We start from the raw sequence: 14,761 nt of genomic DNA on the forward strand, positions 1-14,761 counted from the left end.
CGCAGCGGTGCCTGCGCAGCTGCGCTGTGAAAAATCCGAACACCCGTCGTACCCGCTGTGCCGTCCCGGTGTTCAGAATCGGGACACTTGTGTTCGATGCGCCGGCATCGCCCCCGGCGGGCGCCCGGACGCACCGCTCCTGTTCCGTTTTCGCCCGGTTTGGCACGCATGTTGCGTAAACCGTGCAGCGCGATCCAACCGGCGCTGCATTCACACAAGCACGATGAACAGGAGACATGTATGAACCCGTTTGACCTGAAACAACTGGGCCTCGACGTCGAATACCCGTACCGTCAGCAGTACGACAACTACATCGGCGGCAAGTGGGTTCCGCCGGTGAAGGGCGAGTATTTCGAGAACGTGTCGCCGATCAACGGCAAGCCGTTCTGCCGCGTGCCGCGCTCCAGCGCCGACGACATCGAGGTCGCACTCGATGCCGCGCACGCCGCGCGCCGCAAGTGGGGCAAGACGTCGGTCACCGAGCGCGCGAACCTGCTGCTCGCCGCCGCCGACCGGATGGAAAAGAACCTGAAGCTGCTCGCGGTGGCCGAGACGATCGACAACGGCAAGCCGCTGCGCGAGACGATGGCGGCCGACCTGCCGCTCGCGATCGACCACTTCCGCTATTTCGCGGGCTGTATCCGCGCGCAGGAAGGCGGCATTTCCGAGATCGACGACAACACCGTCGCGTATCACTTCCACGAGCCGCTCGGCGTCGTCGGCCAGATCATCCCGTGGAACTTCCCGCTGCTGATGGCCGCGTGGAAGCTCGCACCGGCGCTCGCGGCCGGCTGCTGCGTGGTGATGAAGCCGGCCGAGCAGACGCCCGCGTCGGTGCTGGTGCTGATGGAGCTGATCGGCGACCTGTTCCCGGCCGGCACGATCAACATCGTCAGCGGCTTCGGCAAGGAAGCGGGCGAGGCGCTCGCGACCAGCAAGCGGATCGCGAAGATCGCGTTCACCGGTTCCACGCCGGTCGGCAAGCACATCCTGCGCGCGGCGGCCGAGAGCCTGATCCCGTCGACGGTCGAACTGGGCGGCAAGAGCCCGAACATCTTCTTCGCCGACGTGCTCGACCAGGACGACGCGTTCCTCGACAAGGCGCTCGAAGGCCTCGCGATGTTCGCGCTCAACCAGGGCGAAGTGTGCACGTGCCCGTCGCGGATCCTGATCCAGGAATCGATCTACGAACGCTTCATCGAGAAGGCTGTCGCGCGCGTCGAGCGCATCAAGGGCGGCCACCCGCTCGACCTGCAGACGATGATCGGCGCGCAGGCGTCGCAGCAGCAGCTCGACAAGATCCTGTCGTACATCGACATCGGCCGCGACGAAGGCGCGCAATGCCTGACGGGCGGCGAGCGCACGGCACCGGCCGCCGACCTCGGCACGGGCTATTACGTGAAGCCGACGATGCTGTTCGGCAACAACAAGATGCGCGTGTTCCAGGAAGAGATCTTCGGGCCGGTCGCGTCGGTGATGACGTTCAAGGACGAGCAGGAGGCGATCGAACTCGCGAACGACACGTTCTACGGGCTCGGCGCGGGCGTGTGGACGCGCAACGGCACGCGTGCGTACCGGATGGGCCGCGAGGTCGAGGCCGGCCGCGTGTGGACCAACTGCTACCACCTGTACCCGGCGCACGCGGCGTTCGGCGGCTACAAGCAGTCCGGCATCGGCCGTGAGACGCACAAGATGGCGCTGTCGAACTATCAGCAGACGAAGTGCCTGCTGGTCAGCTACCAGGCCGAGGCGCTCGGGTTCTTCTGATCGCCGCAGCAGGGGGCGAAGTGCCGGGGCCGGACGGGCGGCAGCGCAACGCTGCCCGGTACGGCGGCCGGTGCCGGACGACGGCGACGCGTCCGGTGCCGGCTTGCCGTGGAAGGTGCGGCGGTCGGGCGCTGGCTGTCCAGCCTTCGGCCGTCGGGCGGCGTCCGCGGCGAGGCGGCAATGCGCTGGCGCCGGTTCGTCCGGCACTTCGCCGTTTTCGTGTTCCGACCTTCGATACGGGCGTCGGCATTCGCACCGGCCGGTGCGCGTTCGCGCCCGTATCGTGCCCGTATCGCACCCCGATGGCCCCGACGGAAACCAGCATGTCAGAACTGCCCGGATCCTATCCGCGTCACCCGGTGTTTCACGCGGGCGAGCTCGACGCGCATCACCGCTTCGGCGTCGCCGACGAAGCCGAGCGGATGAGCGACGTCGTGACGACGCGGCTGAGCATCGGTGTGCGCCAGTTCGTCGAATCGCAGCCGTTCATGTTCGTCGGCACGACGAGCGGCGGCCCGGCCCCGGCGCGCATGACCTGCGACATCGTGCAGGGCATGCGCGACGCGAACGGCGATCTATGGCCGGTCGTGCGCGTGATCGACACGAAGACGCTGCGCTTCGCGCTGCCGGCGCACGGCGGCCACCGGCTCGATGCGCTGGCGTGCGACGGCTGCGGCGTCGGGCTGCTGTTCATCGATTTCGTGCGCGGCATCCGCTACCGGATCAACGGCCGCGCGACGTTGCGCACCGATCTGCCGGAAGCGGACGCGGCGCCCTGGCCGGCGGGCAGTCCGATCGTCGAACTGGCGGTCGCGCAGGCGTACGGCAACTGCGGCACGCGGGTCGTGCGGTTGCGGCCGGGCGCGTAGCGCGTCGCCGGGCGGCCGGCGGCACGCATGCCGCACCCGCGCGGTGCGCGGCATGCCGCCTCCGGGTGCGCCCGCATGGCGCGCATCGGCCGCACGGCGTTGAATGACGGGCTTGTCGCCGGAGAACGCGGATCGGCACGGGACTTGCGTGTTGGACGTGGTCCCGGGCGGGTGAGGAGAACATGATGGGTCAACGAGTGGAGTGCATGGCCGAGCCGACGGCCGAGGACACGCGGTGCAGCGCGCAGGGCGACGACGCGCTGGCCGGCCAGGCCGTGGTCAGCGTCGCGCACGACGCCGACGAGCAGGCGCGCAACCTGATCGGCTGGCGGCAGACCTACGACCAGCTCGCGGCCGGCCGCTTCGTCGGCACGCTGACCGAGCTGCCGCTCGACACGATGAAGCTGTTTCGCGAATCGACGAGTCACCTGCTGCGGCAGGCGTGCGAGGTGCGCGGCGACGCATACTGGTTCGGCATCCCGCTGACGAGCGACGGCACCGCGCGGGTCGATGCGTGCCGCATCGGCCCCGGCGCGCTCGCGTTCCGGCCCGGCAACGTCGAATTCGAATTGCTGACACCCGCGCAGTTCTCGATCTACGGCGTGGTCGTGCGCGGCGACGTGCTGCGCCGCTACGCGGAGGAAGTCGAACACCGTGCGCTCGACGAGCGGCTGTTCGCGCAGCGCGTGATCCAGATCGGCGATATGCGGCTCGCGCGCCTGTGTGCGCTGCTCGGCGGCCGCCTCGACGGCGCGGCGGCCGCGGGCGGGCCGCTGCCCGACGCACAGCGCGACGACCTGCAGGCCGAGGTGCTGGCCGCGCTGTTCGACGCGTGCGCGCAACCGGCTGACGACGGCGCGGGCGGCGCCCCGTCGACACGGCGCTGGATTGTCGAGCAGGCGCGCGAGTACGTGCTCGCACACCGCACGCGCCCGGTCGGCGTGCCCGAGCTGTGCGAGCAGTTGCACGTGAGCCGGCGCACGCTGCAGTACTGTTTCCAGGACGTGCTCGGCATGGCGCCCGCGACCTATCTGCGCACGCTGCGGCTGAACGGCGCGCGGCGCGATTTGTGCGGGCGGGCGGCCGGTTCCGTGCAGGACGTCGCGGAGGCGTGGGGCTTCTGGCACCTGAGCCAGTTCGCGACCGACTATCGGCGGCTGTTCGGCAAGCGGCCGTCGGAGACGCTGCGCGAGCGGGCGGTGACGGTGGCAGCCGGGTGAGGCGGGCGGCGGCGCGCGGATGCCGCGGTGCGTCCGGTCATCCGGGCGACTCCCTTTTCTCCATCCCTATCCGGCGGTAGCCGCCGCTTCGCGCGGCGCAGGCCACGGCAAGGCATCCCAGTCGATCGCCCGGTAAGCGGCTTCGACCGCCGCGAGGTCGTCCGGCCGCTCGCTGCGATGCAGCCCGTGCAATGCGTCCGGCACATCGAGCGCGACCGGTACGCAGTGCGGATAGTCGCGCACGCGCAGCGCCGGGCCGATCGTCGTGAAACAGCCGAGCGTCGGCACGTCGAAACCGTCGGCGAGATGCAGCGCGGCCGTGTCGGGCGCGAACAGCACGCTCGCCCCCCTGACCCAGGCAATGAAGCGCGCGGTATCGGCCGCGTCGCGGCTCACGTCGACATAGGCCGGATGCGCGACGGGGCCGAAGCCGACCACCGGCAGCCCGTAACGCCGCGCGAGCCGCTCCACGAAAGCCGCGCGCAGCGCCGGCGGCACGCTGCGCACCGCGGTGCTCGCGCTCGGGCAGAACAGCACGTACGGCCGCCGCCATTCGGCCGGCAGGGCAGGCAGGGGCAGTCGCGCGAGCCAGCGATTGCGCTTCGCGGCGGCCGGCACCGTGGCCGGGTCCGCGCCGAGCGCGTCGAGGAAGAAATCGATCATCGGCTGTCGCGCGAAAGCGGGCCAGTACAGGTGATTGCCGAGATCGATGCGCGGCGCGTGCTCGGGCAGTGTGTCGGCGGCGCACGGCAGCGCACGCGACGGCGCGACGACGTCGGCGGCGAGCGCATACAGCGCGGCGACGTAGCGCGGCGCGCGGGCCGGCCGGTAGAGCGTGAAGCGCAGGCCGGGATGCATCGCGCGCAGCGCGGCGAGCGCGGTCAGCCCGATTACCGAGTCGCCGAGCGCGACGCCCATTCCGTTGATCACGTACACGTCCGCCGTGCGGCCGTAGTCGAGCCGGAACGGACGGTGGGCGGCGTGCAGCAGGCCGAGCGCCGGCGCGGCCGGCACGTGATCCTCCGCGGCGGCGCCGCCGTGCTCGAGGTCGTAGGGGGCGACGAGCGTGCCGTCGGGCGCGAGCAGCGTGCCCGGATGCGTCAGCGCGTCGTCGCGCGACAGCGCGAGGCTGGCCGGCGCGGCGCGCATTTCCATGGTCACGCGCCGCGCGCGCGGCGGCCCTGCTCGCGGATCTGCTCGAGCGTCGCGGCCGGCGTGCTGGCGTCCTGCGGGATGCGGATCTCGATCAGCGCCGGCAGCCCGCAGGTCAGTGCGCGCTCCAGTGCCGGCGCGAAGTCGGCGGTGCGCTCGACCGTCTCGCCATGCGCGCCGAACGCGCGCGCATACGCGGCGAAATCGGGGTTCGTGAGCCCGGTGCCGTGCACGCGCCCGGGGTAGTTGCGCTCCTGATGCATGCGGATCGTGCCGAAATGCCCGTTGTTGACGACGATGGCGACGATGTTCAGCCCGTACTGCATCGCGGTCGCGAGTTCGTTGCCGGCCATCATGAAGCAGCCGTCGCCGGCGAGCGCGACGACGGCCCGCGACGGATACAGCGACTTCGCGGCGAGCGCGGCGGGCAGCCCGTAGCCCATCGCGCCGCTGGTCGGCGCGAGCTGCGAGCGAAAGTGCCGGTACGCGAAGTGGCGATGCAGCCAGATCGCGTAGTTGCCGGCGCCGTTGGTCAGGATCGCGTCGTGCGGCAGGCGCTCGCGCAACTGCACCATCACGTCGCCGAGCTGGACGTCGCCGGGCATCGGCAGCGGCGCGTGCCATTCGCGGTACGCGCGGTGCGCGTCGGCGGCCGTGCCGGCCCACGCGGGGTGCGCCGGCGGTTCGAGCGCCGCGAGCGGCGCCGCGATTTCCGGCATCCCGGACACGATCGGCAGGTCGGCCGCATACACGCGGCCGAGCTCGTCCGCGCCCTGGTGCACGTGGATCAGCGTCTGGCGCGTCTTCGGGATGTCGAGCAGCGTGTAGCCGCCCGTCGTCGCTTCGCCGAGACGCGGGCCGAGCACCAGCAGCAGGTCGGCGTCGCGGATCCGCTTGGCGAGCGCGGGATTGATCCCGAGGCCGACGTCGCCCGCGTAGTTCGGGTGCGCGTTGTCGAAGGTGTCCTGGAAGCGGAACGCGCACGCGACCGGCAGTTGCCAGCGCTCGACGAAGGTGCGCAGGTTCGCGCATGCGTCGGGCGTCCAGCCGCTGCCGCCGACGATCGCGAACGGCCGCTCGGCGCGCGCGAGCCGTTCGCGCAGCTCGTCGACCTGCGCGGCCGACGGCGACGCCGCGACGCGTTTCGCGGCCGGCACGACGGGCTGCGGCGCGCACGCGTCGGACAGCACGTCCTCGGGCAGCGCGAGCACGACCGGGCCGGGCCGGCCGGACGTCGCGACGTGGAAGGCATGGCTCAGGTATTCGGGGATGCGGCGCGGGTCGTCGATCTGCGCGACCCATTTCGCCATCTGGCCGAACATCCGGCGGTAGTCGATTTCCTGGAAGGCTTCGCGGTCGAGGTGCTCGCGCGCGCACTGGCCGACGAACAGGATCATCGGCGTCGAATCCTGGAACGCGGTGTGCACGCCGATCGACGCGTGGGTCGCGCCGGGCCCGCGCGTGACGAACGCGATGCCGGGGCGGCCGGTCAGCTTGCCGACCGCTTCCGCCATGTTCGCGGCCGCCGCCTCGTGGCGGCAGACGACCGTCTGGATCCGCGCGGTGTCGTCCGCCAGCGCATCGAGTACGGCGAGAAAGCTCTCGCCCGGCACGCAGAACACGCGTTCGACGTGATTGGCGAGCAACGCATCGACGAGCAGTCGCGCGCCGGTGGTGGCGCGCGGCTCGAGATCCTTGGAATGCGACATGGGCTGCCGTCTCCCTGGGTAGCGGGATGTACAGATTACGCCTGTTGTCGGGGCGCCGGCACGCTGGCCGGTGAAAAGTGTCGGAACGCGGGGAGCTCGGGTCGTGGATGTTGCACGTTCGCCGGTGCGGCTCGCCGAACGGCCAGCTTGTGCGCGCTGGGCCAAGAGTGAAAAGTGGACACGATGGGAGTCGGGATGAATGCTTGTCCCGGCAGGGAAATCGAACCCCAAGCAATAATAAAGTGGGATGCCATTCAATAGTAAAATTTTTGGCCAACGGATGGTTAACTGGATCGAGGATCACCATGGCAACCGAAACGATCGATCAAAAGACGCTGACGGAACTGGTCGAAGCCGGCGCCGTGCACGCGGCCCGTGTAGTTGGCTGCGGCAGCGGGTGGACGATCTCGGCTCGTTGCGGCACGAACGAACGCTTTCTGTCGGCCAAACGCGGCGACGTGCGGGTGTTTCGCCGCTTTGAAACGCTGGTCGGCTTTCTGCGCGACATCGGCATCAGCCGTTTCGATGTGGATGCGTCGGAGTTCGACCCGGATGCGGCCGGCCGGGCGACCCGGCCCGATCGGGCGGCCGCGATGAGGGCGGCACACGAGGCAGCGGCCCACGATCGCTGGTTTCGCGAGCAGGTGCAGCAGGCGCTGGACGATCCGCGCGCGTCGATTCCCGACGCGGAGGTGAGCGCCGACTTCGCGTCGCGCCGTGCGGCGCTGCGTGAACGGCTCGCGGGCAGGCGAGGGGATGCTTCTTGACCTTCGCGCTGCACTGGAATCCGAAGGCGTACGAGGATCGCGCCGTGATCATGGACTACATCGGCGAGGACGACCCGCAGGCCGCAATCGAACTCGACGAACTGCTGGAACAAAGGGCCGCCACGTTGCCGGCCCGTGCAGAGCTGTATCGGCAAGGGCGAGTGGCCGGCACGCGCGAACTGGTGGTCGCGCCGAACTACGTGCTCGTGTATCGCATCAGACCGGCTGAGGGGATCGTCGAGATCCTCCGCGTGCTGCATGCGCGACGGCAGTGGCCGTGATGCCCGATATCCGCAAGTCGGCGTCGAGCGGCGGATGAAGGATTTCAAGGGAACGCATGTTATGTACACACATGGATTTACATCGCAGACCGCATCGGATAATGTACATCCCATGTACATCCATGCGGAGATCGACATGCACACGACGAAGGTATTTCGGAACGGCAACTCGCAGGCCGTGCGAATTCCTGCCGACCTCGCCTACGAGCGCAGCGATATCGAACTGGAAATCGAGCGTATCGGTGACGAAATCCGTATTCGACCGATACGGCGGCCGTTGACCCGCGTACTCGAGAAATTCGCGAAATTCGGGCCGGATTTCATGGCCGAAGGGCGCGGCGACCAGGAGCAGGCCGATCGCGAGGAGCTGTAATGCCGCGCTACATGCTCGACACCAACATGTGCATCTATCTGATGAAGAACCAGCCTGAGCAAGTCGCGAAACGATTTGCGCAGTGCTACACGGGAGATGTGGTGATGTCGGCGATCACGTATGCCGAGCTCGAGTACGGCGTCGCCGCATGTGCGAATCCTGCGCGGGAGCGTCGCCATCTCGCCGCGCTGATCGACGATATCCCCGTTGCTCCGTTCGACGTCGCGGCGGCGCAAGCGTACGGTCCGGTCCGCGACGCAACCCGGGAGCGGAGGAGGGATCATCTCGACAAGCTGATCGCCGCGCACGCGGTGTCGCTCGACGTCGCGCTCGTGACCAACAACGAGCGGGATTTCGTCAGCTATCCGGGATTGCGGCTGGAGAACTGGCTGAACGATTGATGGCGGTGATTGTGTCCGACGGTCATGCGGGATATCGATCCACCCGCATGACCGCCGGACCCTGCATCAGCACTCGACGATATTCACCGCCAGCCCGCCGCGCGACGTTTCCTTGTATTTCGTCTTCATGTCGGCGCCCGTCTCGCGCATCGTCTTGATCACCGAGTCGAGCGACACGTAGTGCGAGCCGTCGCCGCGCAGCGCCATGCGCGCTGCATTGACGGCCTTCACCGACGCCATCGCGTTGCGCTCGATGCACGGGATCTGCACCATCCCGCCGACCGGGTCGCAGGTGAGGCCGAGGTTGTGCTCCATCCCGATCTCGGCCGCGTTCTCGACCTGGCGCGGCGTGCCGCCGAGCACGGCCGCGAGCGCGCCGGCCGCCATCGAGCACGCGACGCCCACTTCGCCCTGGCAGCCCACTTCCGCACCCGAAATCGACGCGTTGAGCTTGTACAGGATGCCGATCGCGGCGGCGGTCAGCAGGAAGTCGATTACGCCCTGTTCGTTCGCGCCTGGCGTGAAGCGCGTGTAGTAGTGCAGCACGGCCGGGATGATGCCGGCTGCGCCGTTGGTCGGCGCGGTGACGACGCGGCCGCCGGCCGCGTTTTCCTCGTTGACCGCGATCGCATACAGGTTGATCCAGTCGACCATCGACAGCGGATCCTGCAGCGCGCGCTCCGGATGGCCGGTCAGCGCGCGATACAGTTGCGGTGCGCGGCGCTTGACCTGGAACGGGCCGGGCAGGTTGCCGTCGGCTTCCGGGTTGCCGATCCCGCAGCCGCGCGACACGCACGACTGCATCACGGCCCAGATCTTCAGCAGCCCGTCGCGCGTCTCTTCCTCGGTGTGCCACGCGCGCTCGTTTTCCCACATCAGCTGCGCGATCGACTTGCCGGTCGACTCGGTCAGCGCGAGCAGCTCGGCGCCGGTGCGGAACGGATGCGTCATCTGCTCGGCCGCGCTCAGCACCTTCGTGTTCGGCGCACCGGCCGTCACGACGAAGCCGCCGCCGACGGACAGGTAGGTGCGCTCGACCAGCACGTCGCCGTTCGCGTCGGACGCGCGCAGCTTCATGCCGTTCGGGTGTTCGGGCAGCGCCTGCCGGTAGAACGCGATGTTCTCCTTCAGCACGAACGGCACCGGATGCGTGCCGAGCAGCGCGAGCTTCTTCGACTTGCGGACATCTTCCAGACGCGCGTCGATCGTCTCGGGATCGACGGTGTCGGGCGCGTCGCCGAGCAGGCCGAGCATCACGCCGCGGTCGGTGCCGTGGCCCTTGCCGGTCGCGCCGAGCGAGCCGTACAGCTCGACCTTCACACTGGCCGTCGCGTCGAGCATCCCGTCGCGCTCGAGGCCCTGCACGAACATCAGCGCCGCGCGCATCGGTCCGACCGTATGCGAACTGGACGGGCCGATGCCGATCTTGAAGAGGTCAAACACGCTGACTGCCATCTTGATACCTGCCTTGCTTTAAGAATAATGCTAGCGCGCCTGCAATGGCAGGCACGCGGCGAGCCATGCGGGCGGCATGGGGGAGAGTTGCCGCGCGACGCGGGCATAGCGCCCGTCGAGACGCGCGGCCAGATGAAAGAGTTCGGTGGCGTTTTTCGGGTCCCACTGCCCCGTATAACCCGGCAAGCCGGCCTCGCGGCGCTTCGCGTCGAACGGCACCGGCGAATTCACGAATTCCTCGTGCGTTTTTTCGCCGAGCGCGTACGGCACGAGCCAGTCGAGCGCGGCCGCGAGCGTCGCGCCGTTCGCGCCACGCTCGCGCAGCCAGTTGCGGTTGAAGCGGCGCGCGGCGAGCGCGGCCGTCACCAGCGGTTGCAAGTCGTACACCGCGTAATGCAGCGCATCGCGTTCCTCGAAATCCCAGGTCTTGCCGTCCGGGCCGATGTTGTCGGCGAGATGCTCGACGAACAGCCGCTGCGCGGCGTTCATCATCTTGCGGTCGCCGAGCGTGAACGCGGACAGCGCGATCAGCTTGATCCGGTGGCTCTGCCAGTTGTTGCGCCAGATGCCGGCGAGCGGGCGCTTCTGCGCGTCGATCTGCGCGACGTAACCGGCGCCGAGCTTCGCGATGAACGCCGCCGTCGCGTTACGCGTCTTGACCGGCAGCGCGCTCGCCGTCATGTCGTACGCGATGATCAGGCTGTCGAAGCGCGTCTCGTCGATCGGGTTGAAGCCCGGCTGATAGGTCGACACCCACGCGGACAGGAAGCGGTCGACGAGCTGCAGGTAGCGCGGCGCATTGGTCACGCGCCACGCGAGCGCGGCGTCGCGCATCAGCTCCATGTCCTTCAGCGCGTCGGCGCTCTGGTCGTAGATGCCTTCGTGCGGCAGCGTGCCCTCGGTGTGCACGCGCGCCATTGCCTTCGGCTGCTCGCCGATGCGCGCGTCGACGCTGCGGATCAGTGCCTGCACGCCCGGCTCGGCCTGCGTCGTCTCGCTCGCCTGCAACGCGGGCGCCGCGCAGAAATTCATCGCCGCGCGCGCGCTGCCGGCCGTGCCGAGGCCGGCGGCCAACGACAGCGACGCGACGAGCAGCGGCACGACGCGGCGCGTGCGCGGCCGCTCCTGCGTGGCACCCTGGCCCGGAAACATCGGACGCACCATGCGGAACTCCTTGATTGGCTGGATCGCGTGTGATGTTAGCCGGATTGGCGGGCAAACGTGAATCGATCGGGCAGGCAGCGGACGCAAAAACCGCACGCAACCGAGGGTTGCGTGCGGTGTGGTCACGGCCGGACTCCGGAGCCGGCGAGCGTTATGCGTAGTCCGACACCGGCACGCACGAGCAGAACAGGTTGCGGTCGCCGTAGGCGTTGTCCGCACGGCCGACCGGCGGCCAGTACTTGTTCGTGCCGAGCGAGGCGACCGGGTACGCCGCCTGCTCGCGCGAGTACGCGTGCGGCCATTCGTTCGCGGTGACGACGGCTGCCGTGTGCGGCGCGTGACGCAGCGGGTTGTCCTCGCGGTCGGCGCGGCCTTCCTCGACCGCGCGGATTTCCTCGCGGATCGCGATCATCGCGGCGATGAAGCGATCGAGTTCTTCCTGCGATTCCGATTCCGTCGGCTCGACCATCAGCGTGCCCGGCACCGGGAAGCTCATCGTCGGCGCATGGAAGCCGTAGTCCATCAGGCGCTTCGCGACGTCGTCGACGCTGATGCCGCTCGTTTCCTTGAGCGGACGCAGGTCGAGAATGCACTCGTGCGCGACCAGCCCGCCCGGGCCCGAATACAGCACCGGATAGTGCGGCGCGAGGCGCTTCGCGATGTAGTTCGCGTTGAGGATCGCGGTTTCCGTCGCGGCGGTCAGGTTCTTCGCGCCCATCATCGCGATGTACATCCACGAGATCGGCAGGATCGACGCCGAGCCGTACGGCGCGGCCGACACCGCGCCGATGCCGTCTTCCGCACGCGCGTAGCCGGTCGAACGCTGGTTCGGCAGGAACTTCGCGAGGTGCGCGCCGACCGCGACCGGGCCGACGCCCGGGCCGCCGCCGCCGTGCGGGATGCAGAAGGTCTTGTGCAGGTTCAGGTGCGACACGTCGCCGCCGAACTGGCCCGGCGCGGTCAGGCCGACCATCGCGTTCATGTTCGCGCCGTCGACGTACACCTGGCCGCCGTGCGCATGCACGATCTCGCAGATCTCGCGGACGTTCTGCTCGAACACGCCGTGCGTCGACGGATACGTGATCATGATCGCCGCGAGGTCGTTCGCGTGCTGCTCGGCCTTCGCCTTCAGGTCGGCGATGTCGACGTTGCCTTGCGCGTCACACGCGACGACCACGACCTTCATGCCGGCCATGTGCGCCGACGCCGGGTTCGTGCCGTGCGCGGAGGCCGGGATCAGGCATACGTCGCGATGCGCTTCGCCGCGCGATGCGTGGTAAGCGTGGATGATCAAGAGGCCCGCGTATTCGCCCTGCGAGCCGGCGTTCGGCTGCAGCGACACGGCCGCATAGCCGGTCGCGGCGACGAGCATCTGCTCGAGCTGGTCGATCATCTCGCGGTAGCCGACGGTCTGCTCGGCCGGTGCGAACGGATGGATCCGGCCGAATTCGGGCCACGTGACCGGCAGCATTTCCGACGTCGCGTTCAGCTTCATCGTGCACGAACCGAGCGGGATCATCGAACGGTCGAGCGCGAGATCCTTGTCCGACAGGCTGCGCAGGTAGCGCAGCATTTCGGTTTCGGAATGGTGGCGGTTGAACACGTGGTGCGTCAGGTACGCGCTCGTGCGCTCGAGGCCGGCCGGCAGCACGGCGACGCCGCCGAGGCCCGCGTCCAGCGCGTCCACGGCCGGCGCGGTGCCGCCCGCGGCCTGCGCGAACACGGCGAGGAGATCGGCGAGGTCGTCGCGGGTCGTCGTTTCGTCGACCGACACGCCGACTTGCGTGTCGCTCACGCGACGCAGGTTGATGCGCTTGGCCTTCGCGAATTCGTGGACCTGCGCGGTGCGCGCGCCGGTGTCGATCGTCAGCGTGTCGAAGAACGTGTCGTTGACGGTCGTGAAGCCGAGCTGCTTCACGCCGGCGGCGAACAGCGCCGCGATGCGGTTCACGCGCAGCGCGATCGTCTTCAGGCCGTGCGGGCCGTGGTAGACCGCGTACATGCTCGCCATGATCGCGAGCAGCGCCTGCGCGGTACACACGTTCGACGTCGCCTTCTCGCGGCGGATGTGCTGTTCGCGCGTCTGCAGCGCGAGGCGCAGCGCGGGCTTGCCCTGCGCGTCGACGGTCACGCCGACCAGGCGGCCCGGCATCTGGCGCTTGAATTCGTCACGCACGGCCATGTACGCGGCGTGCGGGCCGCCGAAGCCCATCGGCACGCCGAAGCGCTGCGTGTTGCCGACCGCGACGTCCGCGCCCCATTCGCCGGGCGGCGTCAGCACGGTCAGGGCGAGCAGGTCGGCCGCGACGACCACATGGCCGCCGGCCGCGTGGATCGCTTCGGTGAGCGCGCGGCAGTCGCGCACGTCGCCGTATACGCCCGGGTACTGGAGCAGCACGCCGAACGCGTTCGCCTGCGCGGCGTCGGCCGCCGGGCCCGTCTTGACCTCGATGCCGATCGGCAGCGCGCGCGTGCGGATCACTTCGAGCGTCTGCGGCAGCACGTCGTCGGCGACGTAGAACACGTTCGACGCCGGCTTGCCGGTGCGCTGCAGCAGCGTCATCGCTTCGGCCGCGGCGGTTGCTTCGTCCAGCAGCGAGGCGTTCGAGATCGCGAGGCCCGTGAGGTCGGCGACCATCTGCTGGAAGTTCAGGAGCGCCTCGAGGCGACCCTGGGAAATTTCGGGCTGGTACGGCGTGTAGGCCGTGTACCACGCCGGGTTTTCGAGCACGTTGCGCAGGATCACGGCCGGCGTGTGCGAGTCGTAATAGCCCTGGCCGATATACGAGCGGAACACCTGGTTCTTGTCCGCGAGGGCGCGCAGCGCGGCGAGGGCTTCGGCCTCGCTCTTCGGTTGCGCGAACGGGCCGAGCGGCAGCGTTTCGGCGCGGCGGATCGAGGCCGGGATCACGGCGTCGATCAGGGCGGCGCGCGACGCGAAGCCGAGCGTGTCGAGCATGGCCTGCTGGCTGGCGGCATCGGGGCCGATGTGGCGTTCTGCGAACGCGTCGTGCGTTTCGAGCGCGGCGAGCGAGAGGGGCGTGCGGTTCATCAGGCGGTCCGGGTGTTCGAGCTTCATGGCGTGACTCTGGTCCCGCGCGGGCCGAGGCCGGCCCCGCGCGGTTCGGGTAAGGAAAATTAGTCGATCAGCTTGCTGTAGGCGTCAGCGTCGATCAGCTTGTCGGTCGACGCGCCGGCCGCGAGCTTGATCTTGAAGAGCCACACGCCGTATGCGTCGCTGTTCACTTCTTCCGGCGAGTCGGCGGCTTCTTCGTTGATGGCGACGACTTCGCCGGACACCGGCGAGTAGATGTCGGATGCCGCCTTCACCGATTCGACGACGCCGACGGCGTCGCCCGCGTTCACCGACTTGCCGACTTGCGGCAGCTCGAGGAAGACGATGTCGCCGAGCGTGCTCTGCGCGTGATCGGTGATGCCGACCGTCAGCGTGCCGTCGGCTTCGGTGCGGACCCACTCGTGTTCGTCGGTGTACTTCAGATCGGCCGGGACGTTGCTCATCGGATGCTCCTGGATAAAAGGGTGTGTTCGTTATGCTGGCGCGCCGCCGGGGCGCGCCGGGTGTGGTTGCGCCGGGCGCCATTT

General features: G+C 69.0%; 13 protein-coding genes. 7 read left to right on the plus strand and 6 right to left on the minus strand.

What is annotated here, in order from left to right:
• The first annotated feature begins 240 nt into the window (after positions 1-240).
• From U4012_RS24780 to U4012_RS24790, 3 genes are all read left to right on the plus strand, one after another.
• Complete coding sequence (locus tag U4012_RS24780; RefSeq protein WP_124486843.1) at positions 241-1,767, plus strand: aldehyde dehydrogenase family protein; 1,527 nt, start codon at positions 241-243, stop codon at positions 1,765-1,767.
• 323 nt (positions 1,768-2,090) lie between these two features.
• Positions 2,091-2,636 (plus strand): hypothetical protein, encoded by a 546-nt coding sequence (locus tag U4012_RS24785; protein ID WP_321802055.1) that lies wholly within the window; start codon positions 2,091-2,093, stop codon positions 2,634-2,636.
• A gap of 185 nt (positions 2,637-2,821) precedes the next feature.
• Positions 2,822-3,856: a helix-turn-helix domain-containing protein gene (locus U4012_RS24790; protein WP_044848383.1), complete on the plus strand. Its 1,035-nt coding sequence runs from the start codon at positions 2,822-2,824 to the stop codon at positions 3,854-3,856.
• 66 nt (positions 3,857-3,922) lie between these two features.
• Here U4012_RS24790 and U4012_RS24795 read toward each other — a convergent pair whose 3' ends face one another.
• Both U4012_RS24795 and U4012_RS24800 read right to left on the minus strand, forming a co-directional pair.
• The gene (locus tag U4012_RS24795) at positions 3,923-5,011 is read right to left on the minus strand and encodes an ADP-heptose--LPS heptosyltransferase (RefSeq protein WP_321802056.1); all 1,089 of its coding nucleotides are present in this window, start codon (positions 5,009-5,011) and stop codon (positions 3,923-3,925) included.
• Positions 5,012-5,013: 2 nt separating this feature from the next.
• Complete coding sequence (locus U4012_RS24800) at positions 5,014-6,717, minus strand: thiamine pyrophosphate-binding protein (RefSeq protein WP_321802057.1); 1,704 nt, start codon at positions 6,715-6,717, stop codon at positions 5,014-5,016.
• Between the two features lie 305 nt (positions 6,718-7,022).
• Between U4012_RS24800 and U4012_RS24805 the strand changes: the two genes are divergently transcribed.
• The 4 genes from U4012_RS24805 to U4012_RS24820 all read left to right on the plus strand — a co-directional run bounded on the left by U4012_RS24805 (position 7,023) and on the right by U4012_RS24820 (position 8,539).
• Positions 7,023-7,484 carry a hypothetical protein gene (locus tag U4012_RS24805; RefSeq protein ID WP_044848380.1) on the plus strand — a complete coding sequence of 154 codons (462 nt, stop codon included), beginning with the start codon at positions 7,023-7,025 and terminating at the stop codon, positions 7,482-7,484.
• Positions 7,481-7,765: a type II toxin-antitoxin system RelE/ParE family toxin gene (locus U4012_RS24810; protein ID WP_321802058.1), complete on the plus strand. Its 285-nt coding sequence runs from the start codon at positions 7,481-7,483 to the stop codon at positions 7,763-7,765. Before U4012_RS24805 ends, U4012_RS24810 begins: the two co-directional genes overlap by 4 nt.
• A 136-nt stretch (positions 7,766-7,901) precedes the next feature.
• Positions 7,902-8,138, plus strand: a complete 237-nt coding sequence (gene vapB / locus U4012_RS24815) for a type II toxin-antitoxin system VapB family antitoxin (protein WP_044848395.1) — start codon at positions 7,902-7,904, stop codon at positions 8,136-8,138.
• Positions 8,138-8,539, plus strand: a complete 402-nt coding sequence (locus U4012_RS24820) for a type II toxin-antitoxin system VapC family toxin (RefSeq protein WP_321802059.1) — start codon at positions 8,138-8,140, stop codon at positions 8,537-8,539. Before vapB ends, U4012_RS24820 begins: the two co-directional genes overlap by 1 nt.
• Before the next feature lie 66 nt (positions 8,540-8,605).
• Here the strand turns inward: U4012_RS24820 and U4012_RS24825 are convergent, their stop codons facing one another.
• The 4 genes from U4012_RS24825 to gcvH form a co-directional block, all read right to left on the minus strand.
• The gene (locus U4012_RS24825; RefSeq protein ID WP_124486848.1) at positions 8,606-9,994 is read right to left on the minus strand and encodes an L-serine ammonia-lyase; all 1,389 of its coding nucleotides are present in this window, start codon (positions 9,992-9,994) and stop codon (positions 8,606-8,608) included.
• Between the two features lie 30 nt (positions 9,995-10,024).
• Positions 10,025-11,158 (minus strand): alginate lyase family protein, encoded by a 1,134-nt coding sequence (locus U4012_RS24830; protein ID WP_321802060.1) that lies wholly within the window; start codon positions 11,156-11,158, stop codon positions 10,025-10,027.
• Positions 11,159-11,309: 151 nt separating this feature from the next.
• Positions 11,310-14,237 carry an aminomethyl-transferring glycine dehydrogenase gene (gcvP, locus tag U4012_RS24835; RefSeq protein WP_321802061.1) on the minus strand — a complete coding sequence of 976 codons (2,928 nt, stop codon included), beginning with the start codon at positions 14,235-14,237 and terminating at the stop codon, positions 11,310-11,312.
• A 59-nt stretch (positions 14,238-14,296) separates the two neighbouring features.
• Complete coding sequence (gcvH, locus tag U4012_RS24840) at positions 14,297-14,677, minus strand: glycine cleavage system protein GcvH (RefSeq protein ID WP_044848374.1); 381 nt, start codon at positions 14,675-14,677, stop codon at positions 14,297-14,299.
• Positions 14,678-14,761 lie beyond the last annotated feature (84 nt).

It is taken from the genome of Burkholderia sp. BCC1988, assembly GCF_905339895.1.
GTDB lineage: Bacteria > Pseudomonadota > Gammaproteobacteria > Burkholderiales > Burkholderiaceae > Burkholderia.

Excerpts from the sequence above, each read along its gene's own strand:
- U4012_RS24825 (WP_124486848.1), bottom strand. The coding sequence starts at position 9,994 with ATGGCAGTCAGCGTGTTTGACCTCTTCAAGATCGGCATCGGCCCGTCC.
- vapB (WP_044848395.1), top strand. The coding sequence starts at position 7,902 with ATGCACACGACGAAGGTATTTCGGAACGGCAACTCGCAGGCCGTGCGA.
- gcvP (WP_321802061.1), bottom strand. The coding sequence starts at position 14,237 with ATGAAGCTCGAACACCCGGACCGCCTGATGAACCGCACGCCCCTCTCG.
- U4012_RS24820 (WP_321802059.1), top strand. The coding sequence starts at position 8,138 with ATGCCGCGCTACATGCTCGACACCAACATGTGCATCTATCTGATGAAG.
- U4012_RS24800 (WP_321802057.1), bottom strand. The coding sequence starts at position 6,717 with ATGTCGCATTCCAAGGATCTCGAGCCGCGCGCCACCACCGGCGCGCGA.
- U4012_RS24805 (WP_044848380.1), top strand. The coding sequence starts at position 7,023 with ATGGCAACCGAAACGATCGATCAAAAGACGCTGACGGAACTGGTCGAA.
- U4012_RS24830 (WP_321802060.1), bottom strand. The coding sequence starts at position 11,158 with ATGGTGCGTCCGATGTTTCCGGGCCAGGGTGCCACGCAGGAGCGGCCG.
- U4012_RS24780 (WP_124486843.1), top strand. The coding sequence starts at position 241 with ATGAACCCGTTTGACCTGAAACAACTGGGCCTCGACGTCGAATACCCG.
- U4012_RS24795 (WP_321802056.1), bottom strand. The coding sequence starts at position 5,011 with ATGGAAATGCGCGCCGCGCCGGCCAGCCTCGCGCTGTCGCGCGACGAC.
- U4012_RS24785 (WP_321802055.1), top strand. The coding sequence starts at position 2,091 with ATGTCAGAACTGCCCGGATCCTATCCGCGTCACCCGGTGTTTCACGCG.
- gcvH (WP_044848374.1), bottom strand. The coding sequence starts at position 14,677 with ATGAGCAACGTCCCGGCCGATCTGAAGTACACCGACGAACACGAGTGG.
- U4012_RS24790 (WP_044848383.1), top strand. The coding sequence starts at position 2,822 with ATGGGTCAACGAGTGGAGTGCATGGCCGAGCCGACGGCCGAGGACACG.